We start from the raw sequence: 16,521 nt of genomic DNA, 5'->3' as shown, positions 1-16,521 counted from the left end.
CACAAATTGGACTGCCGAATGGTGGTCATGGTGCCGTCTCCTCACGGCGGTTATGAACCCAGAAAAATCCGCCGCATCTGGATCATCGTGATCATTGACGTCAGATCCCGTGCAGTTCTGGGGTATCACATCAGCTTGCGACGCGAATGCAGTGCGCTCGACGTTCTGATCACCATCAAAAATGCTTTATCCAAGTGGGCCCCAAGAACCTTGACGTTTTGTGAGGATGGGTACGCAGAAGGCGCGGCCTTGCCATCCGCACACTCTGAAGTCTATTTGTCAGCTTGCTGGAATGAGTTCAGCGTTGATGGCGCATTGGCCAACGTTTGCCCCAGAGTCGAGGAGCCATTGCTGCATATTGTTGGCGCCAAGGTCATCAAACCCCAAGACCCTACGTCTTACAGTTCAAGGCGCAGCAAAGATGATCGGCCATTCATTGAGTCGTTTTTCAGGGTTTTGGCCTCTGGCACCATGCACCGACTCTCTCCGAGCACAGGCAGCAGTCACGAAGATAAGAAAGGACGAGATCCAGAAAAAATTGCTGCGGAGGTCCAGTTCCAACTTGACTATGCTGAGGAGTTGCTGGATGTCACCATCGCGAACTACAACGCCACGCCACATACAGGTCTGGGCTATCGCAGTCCTCTAGCTCAAATGGACTTCTTGTCTTCCAAAACAAAAAATCGCATTCGTCACGCTGACCCAGAGCTCGTTAAAAGAATGGCGGGAAGCAGAAAGGTCTGCACATTGCTTGGCGGTGAATACACGGGCAAAAGACCGTATTTCAACTTTGAGAACGCCAAATACACCTCCGAGTGGCTGGTTCAACGTCCGGATCTTCTCGGTAAAAAACTATGGCTTCAACTGGATGACGAAACAGACGCACGCTGGGCCACAGTCTCCGATTCAAATGGTCTGATCTACGGAACCGTCCATGTTCAACCGCCGTGGCACCGATCACCCCACACCCTTTACATGCGGCAAGCCATTCGGGCACTTGCGACAAAGCGATTGTTATTTCTGACCGGCAATAGGGATCCCGTCCAGGCGTTAATTGAATACGCTGAGATACATGCCAATAAAAAGCTACCTGTTCATCCGGCCTATCTGCAGGCGCGACGAATCATGATGACAAGCACTCAAGCGCTGGATGAAATGAAAGAGCCGAACTTTTCGGTGCCAGACGTCATGGGTGAAATCAACCGTCAGGCCATGCCCGAAGAGCTGACCAAGGTCTCCGGAGCATCCAAGAAAACGAAGGGCACCTCACCGCCACCTGAGCCGAAACCCAAATCTGCAAGCCAGAGCGCTCCACTTCCCAAGATGCGCATGGCAAAGACCTGGTGATGGAAAACTCAGACTTTCAGCTCGTTCCAGAGCACATCCCCAAAGACCATCCCCTGGTCACGAGAGATTACTCGTTGTTCACCCCCGCCATTGAAAAAATGGTGAGCACCATCGGACGATGGCTGGACGATCAATTTGATGGTGCCACCATTTATGGGGCCTCTCGACTGGGTAAATCTAGCGCTGTGGATAACTGGCTCGAAGGCTTGCTTGCTGCCAGGTATGGAGGATTCATACCGATGGTGATCTGGAGTCATACCGAATCGGGCGGTGCCAGCGCATCCGGGCGGTTTTATGCAAATTTGCTGGAAGCAGCCAAGCATCGGTTGGCCAGATCAACCCGTAGCCCAACGGAACGCTTGGGAATGCTCGTGGACCGTTTTGAACAATTGTCAGCACAGGCGGGCGGACGTTTTGTTGTACTTGTGATTGACGAAGCACAAGGCATGACGATGCGCGAGTGGTTGTGGCTTGTCGAGCTGCACAGCATGCTGGAGAAAAAGAGGATTCGGTTGTGTGTGATTTCCATCGCTTCTGTTCAATTTCGGGATGACCCGATCAATCTCGCCATGGCTGGCGGTGCACATGTCGCTGCGAGGTTCTTGCTTACCGCTGCCAGGTTTCATGGCATTTGCGATGAGGCGCAATTGGGGTACGTGATGTCCGGGTATGACGAAGGCTCTGAATGGCCTGTTGGATCGGGCATTTCTTTTACTGCCAGCATCATCCCTGAGCTTTGGAGCAATGGATTTCGCCTTGCCAGTTATGCGGCACCACTTTGGGAAGAGTTCATCAACCAATTGCCGCATCGCTATGACGGGCCGCATGAAATTCCAATGAAAACCATCTCTGTGGTGTGCAGACGGATTCTCCTTTTGCTGGCGTCTGGACGAGCGGAGTCAGATGTGCTGTCAAAAAAATCCATCAGTGAAATCGTCGAGCATTCTGGCCATGGTGCCCTGATGGCGATTATTTCAGCGGGGGCACCAAGGGGACGAACACCAAAGGGGTAAGCGCATGACAACTCTGACATGGAAGCCAGGCACGCTGTTGCCCTACACGTCACTTTGGCTGACATTGAGAAAACTGGCCCACTTGAACAAACTCAGAATTTCTGACTTTCCACTGAGTGAAGATTTTTCACCCAGGGCGAAACGTGCGCAGAGTCAAAGCCGTTCGGTTCAAAATGTTGATCTTCGGGTTTTGGCTCGACTGATGGGTGAGCCAGTTCAATTTTTTTCATTTTGTGATCATCGATTCATTCCATACTGCTGGCAATTCTTGTTCACACCCCAAAACGGCTACTGCCCAAAGTGCTTGGAGTTGGGATATCACACCAGGCTCTTTTCACTGAAATTGCTCAATAAGTGCCCGATCCACGAGGAGCCTCTGCACGTCGAATGTTCGTGCATGAAGAACGATGGAGAGCGTGTTGATGCCATGTCTCTTGCTTATCCAAATACCTGCCAATGTTCAAGCCTGAAGTATTTCGATCCAGCGCGCTTGCACGGAAACGATCATCGTTTGATCGACACCGAAAAACTCAAGCCTCTTGCCGATTGGTTGACGTCGTTGAGCGCCATTTATGTGGCCTCGTACATGAACAGAAAATTTGATGCTTTGCACGAGGAAGAATGGCTCATTCGACTCAAAGAATTGTGTGAAATCCAAGCTATCGCATATCCGAATGCATTGATCAAATATGAAACACCTAATTACCGTTACGCCTACAGAACTAAGAGTATTGAATTTCGAGAGCTACCAAATAAACCTCGGCTGGGATTCGAGCAGGGTGGTCACACTGATTTTTGGAGAATGAGTTTTGTACCAACAGATGTCTACAAATCTGTAGCGCGGTATTTGCGTCGGCACGTGGTTCCGCGATCTGATTATTGGGTGTGGCAATTCAGAAAGTGCATAACGCCAGAGGCGATTGCGGCACTGCTGCGATCCAACCGGCAAGCCCGTCTGGCATTCATAGAGCTGATTTGGGCCAGAACCGTTGAGCCGACGGTGGACATAAGGCGCTGGGATGAACGTAAGAAATTCCCCCCAGAAGTAGGGTGGTACAGATGCAAATTTTCAGAGTTCTTGGGCGAGGCGTCCGTTGGATTTGAGCAGTACCTTCAGAGAGCATCAAAAACCGAATATTCATCATGGGTCCAAAGTCACGTCTTTGGCCTTTACTGCCTGGCAGTTTGGAAAGAAGCAGAGCGATTTGTTGAATACAAGATCGGACAGGGACGATGCACTTGGTCAACCGATGACATTCGTCAATTGAACCTTTTCCAGATCACAGTGACCCGGCCTACTGCACGAAGTCTGGAGTTCACAAGCTATGTGGATGAGCCATTGGCATTGACACGAAAAATCGGACGAAGCAAATCACAAAGAGTTTTGGATCATGACAACCTTGCCCAAGCGATGAAAGAAAAGTGTGGGTCAGGTCTTTGTTTGACTTGGTCCGAGCGTGATGGTTGGCACACAGCGCCAAGTGTTGAACTCTGTGATGGTTGGAAAATCCACCATGTGTCCATCGCTCCCAGACGACGAATTAAATCAATCCTGGTCTACTCAGGAGGGTACTTTTACCTACGGTTGGTTGACTACAAAATTCAAGTCTTTTCAGTCCGAACATCCGACCTGTTCGGTTTTATGCGCCTGCAATTTGCTCAATTTTGCAAGATGAACAACCTCTCGCTCTCCAACGATGAGCATAATTTTGCTCACCCTTTGAAGGCTATTTCGAGTCCGGTATGTAGGAGTTTTGATCAATATAAATATTTATGTGAACGTGAAATTGATCGGCATGGATTTTGCGCATCAGATCGTCGTATCGAAGCCTTTCGGTTGAACGGGTTGGTCTCATAGCGAAATGATTTCGTTGAAATATGGCCAATTCAGACCCGGTCATCCATCACTGCCTTGAGGGTGAGGTAGAGGCCATAAGCGGACGATAAGGATATTGCATCAACCTGAGCTTCAGGCTGATTGCAGGCGTTTGTGAAACCAAGCGTGTTGAGTGTTTGCGCCATGAACGTCACTGCCACTCCCACCGCCAATGACAAACAGTCATGGCGGGGGCCCCAGAACATCAAAGCAAAGTGATGTCTTTGATCAAACGGGAACGCAGTGCGCGCCGTTTGAGTTGATCAACTGAGTCATCTGTCCACCAATGTGAAGAGTTGCCCCAGATCCAATCGGTACCCGTAATCCCTAGTAACTGAACTTCCCCCTTCGTACCTGAAATTGTTCGATCAAAGGTCTTGCCTCCAACATTGAAGGTGATTTGATGAGTCCCCTCTTTTAATCGGAGGCGAATCATGGAGTTTGGAACAGTCTCCATCGCTGCGCCACCATCCACAGAAATGTCCAACGGATGATGTCCGTCGCCCCAATAACGCACGACGTAAACCGTCAGAGCTTCAGGCACTGAGGCAAACAACTTTGCTTCATCATCTTTGGCAATGCTGGGTGCAGGATCTTTGGTGCAGTAAGCATTTCTGCCTCGATCCGTATGGCAATGCGGCTTCTCAGCGATTCGATCAACCGGTGAAGCGCAGCCTGCGATGCCAAGTACGCAAGCTGAGACGACGATTGTTTTAGTAATCCAAGTTTTCATAATATTTTCCCAAAATTGATCCACCATTTGTGGCAAAAACAAGTAAGTTGTAAACGCCTCATTTCAGAACAAAACGTGCAGAAGTGGTTTTCCCAGCTGAACTGAATTGAGCAACAACCTTTGTCCCAGGAGCTACCTTGAAGCTACCTTTGGCTTCAAGCTTGTCGCCTGTTGGTTTCAACTCAACTTCTTGCTTGTCAGCGCCAGAAAGCAGTGTGACTTTTGCCGTCGTTTTACTCACGTCAACGGGTTTGCCATGGTCACGCACGAACAACTGCAGCACATCAGGTTTGGCGACCAGTTCGTAGTCAACATCCTTGACGGTGGTCAAAACACCACCTTGCATGGGTTTGTGATCCGCATCGTGTGGCCCTGCCCATGCGAGTCCGCTGAGAAAAAGCGACGATGTGATCAAGAGCGTATGGAATTTCATGAGATGTCCTTTTGAGGTTTTGGTTGAGGTTGAAGAAACGAATGAATGGTCAGAATGCTTCAGCATCTTTGTCTTGCAAAAGCGCCTCGGCAGGTTTGCGGCCAAAGAGCCAAAACATGGCAGGCGTCAGAAAGGTGTCGAGCAGCGTCGAGCTGATCAAGCCCGAGAAAATCACCACGGCGACCGGGTGCAAAATTTCGGTGCCGGGGCGTTCGGCCTCGAAGAGCAATGGTGCCAATGCGAAGGCAGTCACCAAGGCCGTCATCAACACCGGGCTCAAACGTTCCATCGAGCCGCGCAAGATCATGGGCTTGGTGAAGGACTCTCCTTCAAAGCGCATGAGGTTGATGTAATGGCTGACTTTCAAAATACCGTTTCGTACCGAAATGCCAGCCAGCGTAATGAAGCCGACCAGGGCGGCCACCGACAAGGGCTGACCTGACAGCCAAAGACCCAACACGGCTCCCACGAGCGCCAAGGGAATGTTCACCATGATCAAGGCCGACAAAACGGCAGACTTGTAGCGGCTGTAAAGCACCACAAACATCAACACCACAGAGACCACCGAGAGCAAAGAGATCAAGCGTGAGGCTTCTTCTTGCGCCTGGAACTGACCTCCGAGGGTGATGAAGTAGCCCTCTGGCAATCGTGAATCCGCCGTCACTTTGCGTATGTCGGCCACAACTTCTGACAATGGGCGGCCCGAAGCGTTGGCAGAAATCACGATACGCCGCTTGCCGTTGTCCCGACTGATTTGGTTGGGACCGTCGGCGTCTTCAATCGTTGCGATTTTGGACAGCGGAATTCTGCCCGAGGGTGTTTCGATCAACACCTGGCCCAAGCCTTCCAGCGATCGTGCGGATTCTGGTAAACGCACAACCAGCGCAAAGCGGCGACCTCCCTCCATGATTTGCGTGACACGTTCACCTTCCACCAGGGTCTGCAGTGTGGCAAGCACTTGCGCGCCAGACAGGCCGTATTGCGCCGCTGCCGCATAGTCCAACCGTACCTTGATCTGGGGTGCAAGAACTTGTTTTTCGATTTGCAGGTCAGCTATGCCCTCGATACCTGACAGCCGTGAGCGCAGCGCATCGGCTTGCCCGCGCAGCACGTCCAGGTCTTCGCCAAAAATCTTGATGGCGATTTGGGAGCGCACCCCAGACAGCATGTGGTCGATGCGGTGTGAGATGGGTTGCCCCACCTCAATCGAAGCAGGCAGGTTGACCAAGCGTGCACGGATGTCGGCACGGACCTCATCCATTGAGCGCGTCAACTCGCCTGAGGGTTTGATGCCCACGTCCAATTCGCTGACATGAACACCTTCGGCATGCTCATCCAGTTCAGCACGTCCGCTGCGCCTGCCCACATGCAGCACTTCGGGCACCTGCTTGACCAGCACTTCGGCCTGGCGCGCCAGGTCAGAGGACTCGGTCAAGGTCACGCCCGGGTTCAGCCGTATGCCCACCAGCAAGGTGCCTTCATTAAAAGGAGGCAAGAAGGTGGTCGGAAAAAACGGAACAGCCGCCGCAGCCAACACCACCGCCACACATGCACTGGTTATCGCCACGCGTGGCTTGTCCAGCACTTTTTGCAAACTGCCTTTGTAGCCTTGCTTGAGCCATGCCAGCACTTTGGTGTCGCCATGGTCCAGGTTTTTCATGCCCGGCAAGAGGTAGTAGCTCAGCACCGGCGTCATCGTTACCGACACCAACAAAGAGGCCAGTGTCGAGATGATGAAGGCAATGCCCAGCGGCACAAACAACTTGCCTTCCAGGCCCGGCAAAGCAAAAAGCGGCAGGAAGACCAGCACGATGATCACCGTCGCATAGAGGATCGCCGAGCGGACTTCCATGGACGCCTTGGCCACGAGCGCGAGCAGCGACAGGCGCTGACTGGGGTCCTTGGCACGGTCTTCTTTCATGCGCCGCAAGATGTTTTCCACATCCACCACGGCATCGTCCACCAGTCCGCCAATGGCAATCGCCAGTCCTCCAAGCGTCATGGTGTTGATCGACAAGCCAAAATACTTGAACACCAGTGCCGTGATGAAGATGGACACTGGGATGGCGGTGAGCGCGATGATGGTGGGTCGAACTGTGCCCAAGAAGAAGAAAAGGATCGCGGCCACAAACAGCGACGCACCGATCAACTTGCCTTGCAGCGTCGAGATCGACGCCTCAATGAAGCTGGCCTGCCGGAAGGTCACACGGGGTGCCTCCATCCCCTCAGGAAGGGATGCCTTGAGATCCGTAATCGCTTCTTCAATCGACTGTGTCAAACGGGTCGTGTCAGCGGTGGGTTGCTTTTGAACGCCCAGAATCACGGCGGGCTTGCCCTCAAAGCCTGCATCCCCACGTTTGATGGCTGCGGCAAAAGTGACCTCAGCGATCTGGCGCAACAAGATGGGCTGACCGTTCTTGGCGGTGATGGCCAGATTGCGCAAGTCCTCCAGGCGTGAAGTGCGACCAAGATTTCGAATCAGGTACTCGCGCCCGTTGAGTTCCAGAAACCCCCCCGAGGTGTTGGCCGAAAACCCGCGCAACGCCGACTCCAACTGGTCCAAGGAGATACCCAAGTCAGACAGGCGCGCTGTGTTGGGCTGCACCTGAAACTGACGCACTTCGCCTCCAATGGGAATGATCTGTGCGACACCCGGTATGGACAAGAGTCGCGGCCGGAGCACCCAGTCGGCGTACTCACGCACCGCCATAGGGGAGATTTTCTGCGGATCGACAGGAATAGCGATCTGCATGATCTCACCCATGATGGAGCTGATCGGTCCCATGCGGGGTATCACCCCGGCAGCCAAACCTTCTTCCATGGACGAGAGACGTTCAGACACCAGTTGGCGTGCCCGAAAAATCTCTGTGTCCCAGTTGAAGGTGACATACAAAAAGGACAGGCCAGCAGAGGAAGTAGAACGAACCGATTCGACCCCAGGCAAGCCATTCATGGCCGTCTCCAGAGGAAAGGTAATCAGTTGCTCGACCTCTTCGGGCGCCATGCCACCCGCCTCGGTCATGATCGTCACAGTAGGTTTGTTGAGGTCGGGAAAGACATCGACTGGCGTTCGAGACAATGTGAATGCCCCGTAAGCCATCAATACGGCACCCGCTATCAACACCAGAAGCCGGTTGGTCAGGCTATTTTCGAGAAGCCACTTGAACATATCGTGACCCCTTTACCGGACTTGATTGATGAGCGTGGCACCTTGGGTCGCCACACGATCGCCAGACTTCAAGCCCGAGATCACCGTGACACGCGCTCCATCCAGGGGCTCGAACGTCACCGTGCGGGGTTCAAACTGCTCAGCTGCAGACTTGACCCACACAACGTTCTGATTAGCAGCGTTTTTCATCAGTGCCGACTGGGGGACCGCAATACCCTGTGTCTTTTGCTTGGACTGCACATAGACTTTGACGGGCTGTCCAACGGCCAGACCTAGTAGTTCCGGGCTTTGCACTTGGAAGTTCAGCGGCAGCGCTTGCTCGCGCAAACTGCGCGCTGCACCCATGAAAACCAGTGGCGTGCGCTGGTCGCCGACAGCCAATGTGGCACCGCCGATGTTGTTGGCCACTGAGATATCAAAAGCCAAGGCTTCAATGCGCAGCCGCTTCGGGTCGACAATTTCAAAAATCAATTCCCGCGTGTCCACCACTTGGCCTGCCACGACATGCGCCGAGGCAATCACGCCAGAAACGGGCGCGACCAGTGCTTCTTTGCTGCTGAGGCCGCCACCAACGGCCGACATGCGGTCGGTCAGGCTGAGCACATCACTCTCTGCGGCTTCCACTTCCTTGCGCGGTACGGTATCTGATAACTCGCGCAAACGTGCCAAACGCTTTTCAGCAAGCGCTTTGGCAGCGCGAAATTCGGCCAATTGAGTCAACTGGCTGGCCCGCTCCAGGGGGGCGACCGCAGGGACCACGTAGGCCAATACCTGACCCTTCTTGACGGTTTGCCCTGCGTTGGGCAAGCCATTGGGGCCGGGTTCTATGCGTCCGGCGTTGATGGGCTGGACTTTGCCCCCAGCGTTGGGGTCCATCAGTACCTGACCATTGAGTTCAAAGACGCGTGGCACCTCAGCAGTTTCCACCACCATCGTGCGCACATTCAGTTGGCGTTGGGCTGGTTTGGGCAGAAACACGCTGCCATCGGCCATGCGCTGTGGACCATTGGCATTGGCCGTCGCAGGCGCAGCGCCGTGGTCATGGCCTTCGCCCGCGTACGTAGGCAGCGCAGCACCTGCAAGGGTCAAAGCAGTGGCCAGTGCCATCCAGTGGCGTTTTTTTGAAGTGTTGATTGTTTTCATGCTGAGGCTCCTTAGGCCGTACGAGCTTGTTGACGAAAGCGAACGATCGCGCCTAATGCCATCAGGGCCAATAACCCCCCGCCGATCCACAGGGCGATGCCTTTCCAAGAAGAACCACTGACAGGTTCATCTTCGTCCTCGTGCAAATCGAGTTCGCCAGTCAGCAGGTCGTTCAGTTCACCGGCCTGAATGGTTGCGGTGATGGCAATGACGCCAGGTTTGAGCGTGTCCTTGAGGATGACTTCGTATTCACCTACGCCGTGTTTTTCAGCTTTGTATTTGCTGCCTTCGATGTCAATGTCAATTTGAGCGTCATTAACCGGACTGTTATCTGTAAAACGGTCCAGGAAAATCGTCAGCTGCTTGCCATTGACAATGCCGACCATTTCCAGATCCTCTGAAACCGCGACGAAACGCGGCAGTGCTGTCCCATGCGCTTGTGGAGCAGCTTCTCCATGGTCGTGACCCGCACCGGCAATGGCCATAGGACTGAGTAATGTGAATATCAGCGCCATAAAGGTGGCGACTGTTGAATGAATGATCTTCATGATGTTCCTTGAATTTTTGAGGGGTGTCAGCATCACTGAGGCAGCAGGCCCAAGGACTGCCGCAATGCCGAAATGGCGGAGGCCAGGTCAATTCGGCTTCGAGCGGCTTGTCTCGCGGCCTCTGCAGCCTCTGCTTCAATGCGCAAGCGGGTGGGCAGATCCGACTCACCCAGCCTGAACGACTTGTCAAAAAAGCTGCGGGACTCGTTGGCCAGCTGGGCTCGTCGCTGCGCAGCATCAAGTTGAGTGCGTGCGGCCTCCAGACGAGCTGCAGCGCCTTGTTTGTCGGCTTGAATGCGCGCCTGCTCGAGGACCAGTTGTGACTGCACTTCTATCGCTTCGGCTTGTGCAGTCGCAAGACGGGCGTCATGCCTAGGGCCAGCACCCAAGGGCACGCGAATGCCAATCAGCACAGTCTGGCCATAGCGTTCTCCAAATGCCCCACGGCCGCGCGCTGTGGCCACCGTGAGTTCCGGGTTGGATCGCCTCTGGGCGCTGATCAGCTGAGCCGTCCGCTCGGCCATCGTGATGCGATCCTCCAGTTCAGCCAACAAGGGATGCCCCACTGACGCACCCGTATGTGGGGTCGAATCTGGCGTTGGCTCCACCGCCGCGTTGACTTTCAAGTCTGCCGGAGCCGTCCTGCCTGTCAGCGCCATCACTTGTGCCAAGGCTGCGGCAGATGCAGCTTGAGCTTGGGCGGCATGCGCTTGGGCCGCAGCGACAGCGCCTTCGGCTTGATGCTGGTCGGACTTTGCCAGATCACCCGCGTTGGTCCGTTTGGCAACATCAGCGGCGAGGCGTTGTGCATTGGCCAGTTGTTCGCTCGCCAGTTCAGCATCTACGCGAGCTCGCAACCAGCCCCACCAAGCATCCCTGACGGAAGAAGCGAGCCGAAGTTGTGAGGCGAGCAGCTTGCGCTCAACCAACGATATTTCAGCTTGCGCCAGATCGGCACTGGCTGTGCGTTGTCCGGGTAGCCAAATTGGAACGGCGATACCCACCTCAGCTTCCCGCGCACCGCTGTTGCCTGTCATCCGGTCTGATCGCTGACTTATCTCCAGCGAGGGCGGCTCGGGGGACAGCATCGACGCGGCTTTGGCCTGGGCCAGGGCGGCATCGCGACGCGATTGAAGCGCGTGCGCCTCGGGTTGCCTTTGCCACGCCGTTTCGAAAACATCTTTCAAGGACACCGAGCCACTCAACGCGGCGGCGGATGTGCCTTGTGCTTGGGCCGTCAGCACCAAGCCACTCAGGGTCATGACCAACAGCGCGATTCGAATCGGTGTCGGTCTTTTTTTGTACAAACTCATAGCTCATCTCCAATGGTGAAAACATCCAAGGAGATCAGCGAGCAGCGACAACACGTCGCTAGGCGATGACGCACAACGCGCAAAGCGTCATGTGCATCCGCACACAGGGGATTCGAAAAGAGGGAAAGGTAAAGAAACCCGAGGCTCGCCGATCAGGCAAGCACGGGCCATTGAGGCCGTTCAGGACGTTCACTTGCCATATGAGAAGCAATGACCTGAAGGTGAAGTGGGTGATCGTCAGAGGCCGCTAATGTGGTCTTGCTCAGATCACTGACCAGGGCAGCGGTGCAACCCATATGACAAGTGGCACAGTCATGGTCCATGCCCGCCGATTGAGGGGCATTTTTGCTGGACTCTTGCTGGTCAATTGACGCATGGTCATGGGTGTGGTGACCAGGGTGCTTGGCAGTTACACTGGTTTCGTGCTCGCAATAGCTTGCCATTGCTGCCCAGCTGTATTGCAAGGGCAACAGAACCAGCAAGAAAATTGCCAAGAACTTTTTCATAAGTTGATAGTTTAGTCGCTTCAGGCTTGCTTGATCACGGGACGAGGCGTTGGCCTCAGTAATCCTGAGGAAATGGAAGAGGTTTACAGCTGCCAAGGAGCCATCACTTGACTGCCTTGAGAAGCCGAAGCCCGTTGAAAACCACCAACAAGCTTGCGCCCATGTCGGCAAAGACCGCCATCCACATAGACGCGTCATCAAAGATGGCCATGAGCAGGAACACCGCCTTGATGCCCAGAGCCAGGGTGATGTTCTGCCACAAAATGACATGGGTACGTTTGGAGAGGCGAATCGTCTCGGGCAAGCGGCGCAGGTCGTCGTTCATGACGACGACGTCGGCCGCTTCCATGGCCGTGTGAGTGCCCGCAGCGCCCATCGCAAAGCCAATGTTCGCCTTTGCAAGTGCCGGGGCATCATTGATGCCGTCACCGGTCATGGCCGTCACACCGTATCGTCCTTGGAACTCTTCAATCGCCTTGAGCTTGTCCTCGGGCAGCAGGTTGCCTCGGATTTCTGAAATGCCTGCCAAGTGTCCTACGGTGCGCGCCGTGGCGGCGTTATCACCGGTCAACATGATGGGAACGACCCCCAGCGCCTTCATCTCGGAAATGGCCTCGATCGATGACGGTTTGATCGTGTCCGCTATAGCGAATAGCGCGATCACCCGGTCCCGATTGGCCAAAATGGTCACAGTTCGTCCTGCCTCTTCATGAACTGCGAGGCGTGCTTCCAATGTCGCAGAACACTGGCCGCGCTCTTCGATCCAACGGTGATTGGCCAGGATGTAGGGGTGGCCATCGATCACCCCCTGGACGCCACGACCTGCGACAGCTTCAAATGCTTCGACTTCTTGGGCTTGTACCGCTAGGCCTCGAGCAATCGCTTTCGAGACGGGGTGGTCTGAACGCGCAGCCAGGCTCTTTGCGAGCAGTTCTACCCGTTGCTCTGGCTCGTCGGGCGCGATGGGCTCGAACGCCACTAATTTGGGCTTCCCTTCGGTGATGGTGCCGGTTTTGTCCAAAGCGACGGCTTTGATCTTTCGGGCTTCTTCAAGGTAAACGCCTCCCTTGATCAAAATACCCCGCCGTGCCCCTGCCGCCAGACCACTCACCACCGTGACGGGTGTGGAGATGACCAAGGCGCAAGGGCATGCAATCACAAGCAGGACCAAAGCCTTGTAGACCGCTTCGAGCCACGTGATCCCGGCCACCCAGGGCATCACGACGGCAACCAGCACCGCAAGGGCAAAGACCGCAGGTGTGTAGACGGCGGCGAACTGGTCAACAAAACGCTGCGTCGGTGCGCGAGAGGCTTGCGCTTCCTCGACGGCTTTGATGATCCGGCTGAGCGTGCTGTCGGAGGCAGGCGATGTGACCCGGACTTCCAAAGCAGAGGCCTGGTTGATGGTTCCGGCAAACACCTCATCACCAGGTCCTTTGTCCACGGGCAGGCTCTCGCCTGTCAAAGGCGATTGATCCACCGCGCTCTGACCCGCCAGCACGGTGCCATCAAGCGGAACACGCTCACCCGGAGAGATACGTACCACCGAGTTCAATGCAACAGACTTGACGTCAATCCGAAGCCAGCCGCCGTCGGCCTGGCGTACCTCGGCTTGCTCTGGTGATAAGGCAAGAAGGCTTTTGATGGCGCCTCGCGCACGGTCGACCGCCCGCGCTTCGATGGCCTCTGCAATGGCATAGAGCGCCATCACCATGGCTGCCTCAGGCCACTGGCCGATCAAGAAGGCGCCTGTGACGGCTACTGCCATGAGGGCGTTGATGTTCAATCGTCCTTGCCGCAGCGCAGCCAGGCCTTTTCCGTAGACGCCGAATCCTGAAAGGAAGATGGCACCCAAAGCGATGCCCATGCCCATGGCTTTGATCCAGGTCGTCGCAGGGAAGGCGTACGCGATCGCCTCTGCTGCCAATGCCAAGCCGAGCGCCGCTAGAAGTTTCCCCCACACGTCCCAAAAGGTCGCAGACGCATTAGTTGTACCGGAAGGTTTTTTGTCGGCTTCGTCGATGGGCTCAGGCTTAAACCCTGCCTTTCGAATCGCCTGTAGTGCGTTTGGCAATGCAGCTTGGCTCGCAGAAATGGTCAGTACGCTTGCCCCCAGATCGAATCGCAAGTCTTCAATTTCCGGGATGCCATCCACAGCGCGCCGAATCTCGGACTCCTCTGAGGCGCAGTCCATGTTGGAGATACGGAACCTTTTCTGTGACTGGTCTGTGTTCATATGCGCCACGTCCTGCTCAGATTGCACCAAGGGTACGCAGGAAGCGGCTGAACATCCGTTCTCAGTCGGGCGGACCTGTGGCTTTGCGCCTTCGCAAGATGTACTTGTACTCATGATTTCTTCCTCGTTACAGCGATTAGAAACCCTGTAGCCACTTTAGAGTCAAGCGCCTAAAATATGGTCAACCGCTGATGGAGGACACAATGAGGATTGGAGAGCTCGCCAAGGCCACCGATACACAGGTGGAGACGATTCGCTACTACGAGCGTGAGGCCTTGTTGCCACAGCCGGGGCGAACAGAAGGCAACTACCGCGTCTATGGACCGGAGCACGTTGAACGACTTTCGTTCATTCGGTACTGCCGAAGCTTGGACATGGCCCTGGATGAGATTCGAGCGCTGTTGCGCATGAAAGATTCCCCCCCACAGGACTGTTCTGACATCAACGCCTTGGTTGATGAGCACATCAAGCATGTGGCGGTTCGAATCAGAGAGCTGAAGGTCTTGCAAAGGCAACTTGTTGAGTTGCGAACCGGTTGTGCCGGAAACGGCTCTGTCAGTGAGTGCGGTGTGCTTTCCGGAATTGCTCAGGCCTCTAAGGAAGTGGGGTCGGTGGGCAAGCGAGGCGCGCGCCATGTGCATGGGGCGCACTGATTTGCGTCAAAGGAGTACGAGTCCCTTTGAGCGCCCGTAAACACTGTTCCGAGATCCGCAAGCAAGGCGCTTTTTTCAAAGCATTCTCCAAATTGAGGATCTGTTCCTAGCGCGGTTGAAAGGCAATGATGCTCATACCCAGCAGGGCCACGGCAACACCCGCGACATCCCAATTCGATGGTCGGATGCCGTCGACGGCCCATAGCCAAAGAATAGCTGCAAAGATGTAGACACCCCCGTAAGCAGCGTAGACGCGTCCGGTGGCAGCTTCGTGCAGTGTCAGTAGCCACGCGAAGGCCGCCAGACTGACTCCGGCGGGTATCAGCAACCATGGAGATCCGTTTTGCTTGAGCCAGAGCCAGGGCAGGTAGCACCCCACGATTTCAGCGATTGCGGTTGCGAAATAGAGCGTGATGGTCTTCATTTGATCTCCTGTGCCTGATTTTCCATACAAGTTCATACCCCAGTTGAGCTTCAAGTGTTGGGGCGCGCATCTCTCATAAGGTCTGTCACCTCAGCCGCTTGTGTGATGCGGAAATACCCCAACACGGTGGAGACGCTGTGGTGCCCCGTCATGGCCATGGTCTGAGCGAGGGGAACGTTTTGCAAGCCTGCCTCTGTCACGAACCCTGAGCGCAGGGAGTGGGCGGCATAGTTGCCGTCAATGCCTGCCAACAAGCATCGCTTTTTAACGATATCTTTGACAGCGGCAGGGGAGAGCGCTTCAGCGATGTGACCGCCTTTGCGCACTCTTCGGAAAATCGCCCCGCTGGTGATGTGGCTGACGGTGAGCCATGCCGAGAGGGCTTGCGCTGCGAGGCCAAAAATGGGTTTGTGGTTTTCAGCGCGTTCTGCGCCGGCTTGGTTCGTTTTGGAGAACGCCAAGTTGTAGAGATAGGCATCGGGGCCGGTGCGTTTTAAAAACTGCATGTCTGCGCTGGCCACCTCGGATCTCCTGCGCCCGCCACTGGACCAGGCGAACAAGATCAGTGCTCTATCGCGGATGCCGATGACTGAGTCATCGCACGTTTGCAAGATGGCTTGAAGAGGCTCTTTGGTGAGGGCGTCTTTTTTGCGGGGGAGGGCACCCCGCTTGACGTAGGCCTTGCGGGTGCGGGAGAGAAGCTCGCGCACTTTGGGGTCGTGGCAAGGGTTTTTGAACTCGCCAATTTGGTGGGCTTTGGACAGGACCGCAATTCGGTGAATCAGGGTGTTGTGTGCGAGTGCGCCGAGTTTGCCTTTGAAGCCGGATTTCACCAGGGCTTGATCGATCTCGATGGGCAGCTCGTGCGCCAGGCCTTTGTCGGTGGTTCGATCCGCGTGGTCGACGACAAACTGGAGCACACAGGCGGTGGGCACGGGCAGCTGTATTTGTCGGCCGTAGCGTGCACCAAACCATGCGGCCCAGTAGCGCAAGGCGCTGCGGTAGCTGATGAGGGTGTTTTTTGATTCACCTTCGCGCAGCAGATCTTCGACGGCGCGTTGGGTGACTTCGCTCAGGGCCTCTGGCTCCAGGGCGGGTGTATTTTTGAGCGTGGGCAGGCGCAAGTT

The 16,521-nt window shown here is 55.1% G+C and carries 14 protein-coding genes; 4 read left to right on the top strand and 10 right to left on the bottom strand.

Going from position 1 to position 16,521, the window contains the following annotated elements; all coding sequences use genetic code 11:
- Positions 1-18 precede the first annotated feature (18 nt).
- The 3 genes from B9Z33_RS10440 to B9Z33_RS15455 are packed head-to-tail and all read left to right on the top strand — an operon-like array spanning position 19 to position 4,218.
- Positions 19-1,347 (top strand): hypothetical protein, encoded by a 1,329-nt coding sequence (locus B9Z33_RS10440; RefSeq protein ID WP_108286896.1) that lies wholly within the window; start codon positions 19-21, stop codon positions 1,345-1,347.
- Entirely contained in the window at positions 1,347-2,360 is a 1,014-nt protein-coding gene (locus tag B9Z33_RS10435; protein ID WP_108286895.1) for an ATP-binding protein, read from the top strand. The genes B9Z33_RS10440 and B9Z33_RS10435 overlap by 1 nt, the downstream gene beginning before the upstream one ends.
- Positions 2,361-2,364: 4 nt before the next feature.
- Entirely contained in the window at positions 2,365-4,218 is a 1,854-nt protein-coding gene (locus B9Z33_RS15455) for a hypothetical protein (protein WP_146183855.1), read from the top strand.
- A 223-nt stretch (positions 4,219-4,441) separates the two neighbouring features.
- Here B9Z33_RS15455 and B9Z33_RS15450 read toward each other — a convergent pair whose 3' ends face one another.
- The 8 genes from B9Z33_RS15450 to B9Z33_RS10390 form a co-directional block, all read right to left on the bottom strand.
- Positions 4,442-5,011: a hypothetical protein gene (locus B9Z33_RS15450; protein WP_146183854.1), complete on the bottom strand. Its 570-nt coding sequence runs from the start codon at positions 5,009-5,011 to the stop codon at positions 4,442-4,444.
- A 16-nt stretch (positions 5,012-5,027) separates the two neighbouring features.
- Complete coding sequence (locus B9Z33_RS10420; RefSeq protein ID WP_053176209.1) at positions 5,028-5,402, bottom strand: hypothetical protein; 375 nt, start codon at positions 5,400-5,402, stop codon at positions 5,028-5,030.
- Between the two features lie 49 nt (positions 5,403-5,451).
- Positions 5,452-8,571 (bottom strand): efflux RND transporter permease subunit, encoded by a 3,120-nt coding sequence (locus B9Z33_RS10415; RefSeq protein ID WP_053176211.1) that lies wholly within the window; start codon positions 8,569-8,571, stop codon positions 5,452-5,454.
- A gap of 12 nt (positions 8,572-8,583) precedes the next feature.
- On the bottom strand, positions 8,584-9,714 hold the full coding sequence (locus B9Z33_RS10410) for an efflux RND transporter periplasmic adaptor subunit (protein WP_108286893.1): 1,131 nt from the start codon (positions 9,712-9,714) through the stop codon (positions 8,584-8,586).
- Positions 9,715-9,725: 11 nt separating this feature from the next.
- Positions 9,726-10,262, bottom strand: coding sequence for a hypothetical protein (locus B9Z33_RS10405; protein ID WP_233252793.1), 537 nt, complete (start codon positions 10,260-10,262; stop codon positions 9,726-9,728).
- A 32-nt stretch (positions 10,263-10,294) separates the two neighbouring features.
- The gene (locus B9Z33_RS10400) at positions 10,295-11,575 is read right to left on the bottom strand and encodes a TolC family protein (protein WP_108286891.1); all 1,281 of its coding nucleotides are present in this window, start codon (positions 11,573-11,575) and stop codon (positions 10,295-10,297) included.
- A gap of 152 nt (positions 11,576-11,727) precedes the next feature.
- Positions 11,728-12,081 carry a hypothetical protein gene (locus B9Z33_RS10395; RefSeq protein WP_108287105.1) on the bottom strand — a complete coding sequence of 118 codons (354 nt, stop codon included), beginning with the start codon at positions 12,079-12,081 and terminating at the stop codon, positions 11,728-11,730.
- A gap of 103 nt (positions 12,082-12,184) precedes the next feature.
- Positions 12,185-14,431, bottom strand: a complete 2,247-nt coding sequence (locus B9Z33_RS10390; RefSeq protein WP_108286890.1) for a cation-translocating P-type ATPase — start codon at positions 14,429-14,431, stop codon at positions 12,185-12,187.
- An 89-nt stretch (positions 14,432-14,520) separates the two neighbouring features.
- Here B9Z33_RS10390 and cadR point away from each other — a divergent pair, with 89 nt between their 5' ends.
- Positions 14,521-14,970 (top strand): Cd(II)/Pb(II)-responsive transcriptional regulator, encoded by a 450-nt coding sequence (gene cadR / locus B9Z33_RS10385; RefSeq protein WP_108287104.1) that lies wholly within the window; start codon positions 14,521-14,523, stop codon positions 14,968-14,970.
- 106 nt (positions 14,971-15,076) lie between these two features.
- Here the strand turns inward: cadR and B9Z33_RS10380 are convergent, their stop codons facing one another.
- Both B9Z33_RS10380 and B9Z33_RS10375 read right to left on the bottom strand, forming a co-directional pair.
- The gene (locus B9Z33_RS10380; protein ID WP_053176984.1) at positions 15,077-15,394 is read right to left on the bottom strand and encodes a YnfA family protein; all 318 of its coding nucleotides are present in this window, start codon (positions 15,392-15,394) and stop codon (positions 15,077-15,079) included.
- A gap of 50 nt (positions 15,395-15,444) precedes the next feature.
- Complete coding sequence (locus tag B9Z33_RS10375; RefSeq protein WP_233252806.1) at positions 15,445-16,518, bottom strand: tyrosine-type recombinase/integrase; 1,074 nt, start codon at positions 16,516-16,518, stop codon at positions 15,445-15,447.
- Positions 16,519-16,521 lie beyond the last annotated feature (3 nt).

Origin of the sequence: Limnohabitans sp. T6-20 (assembly GCF_003063505.1) — a bacterium.
GTDB lineage: Bacteria > Pseudomonadota > Gammaproteobacteria > Burkholderiales > Burkholderiaceae_C > Limnohabitans_A.
Note: the sequence above shows the minus strand (reverse complement) of the source record. Positions and strands in the feature narration are given on the sequence as shown.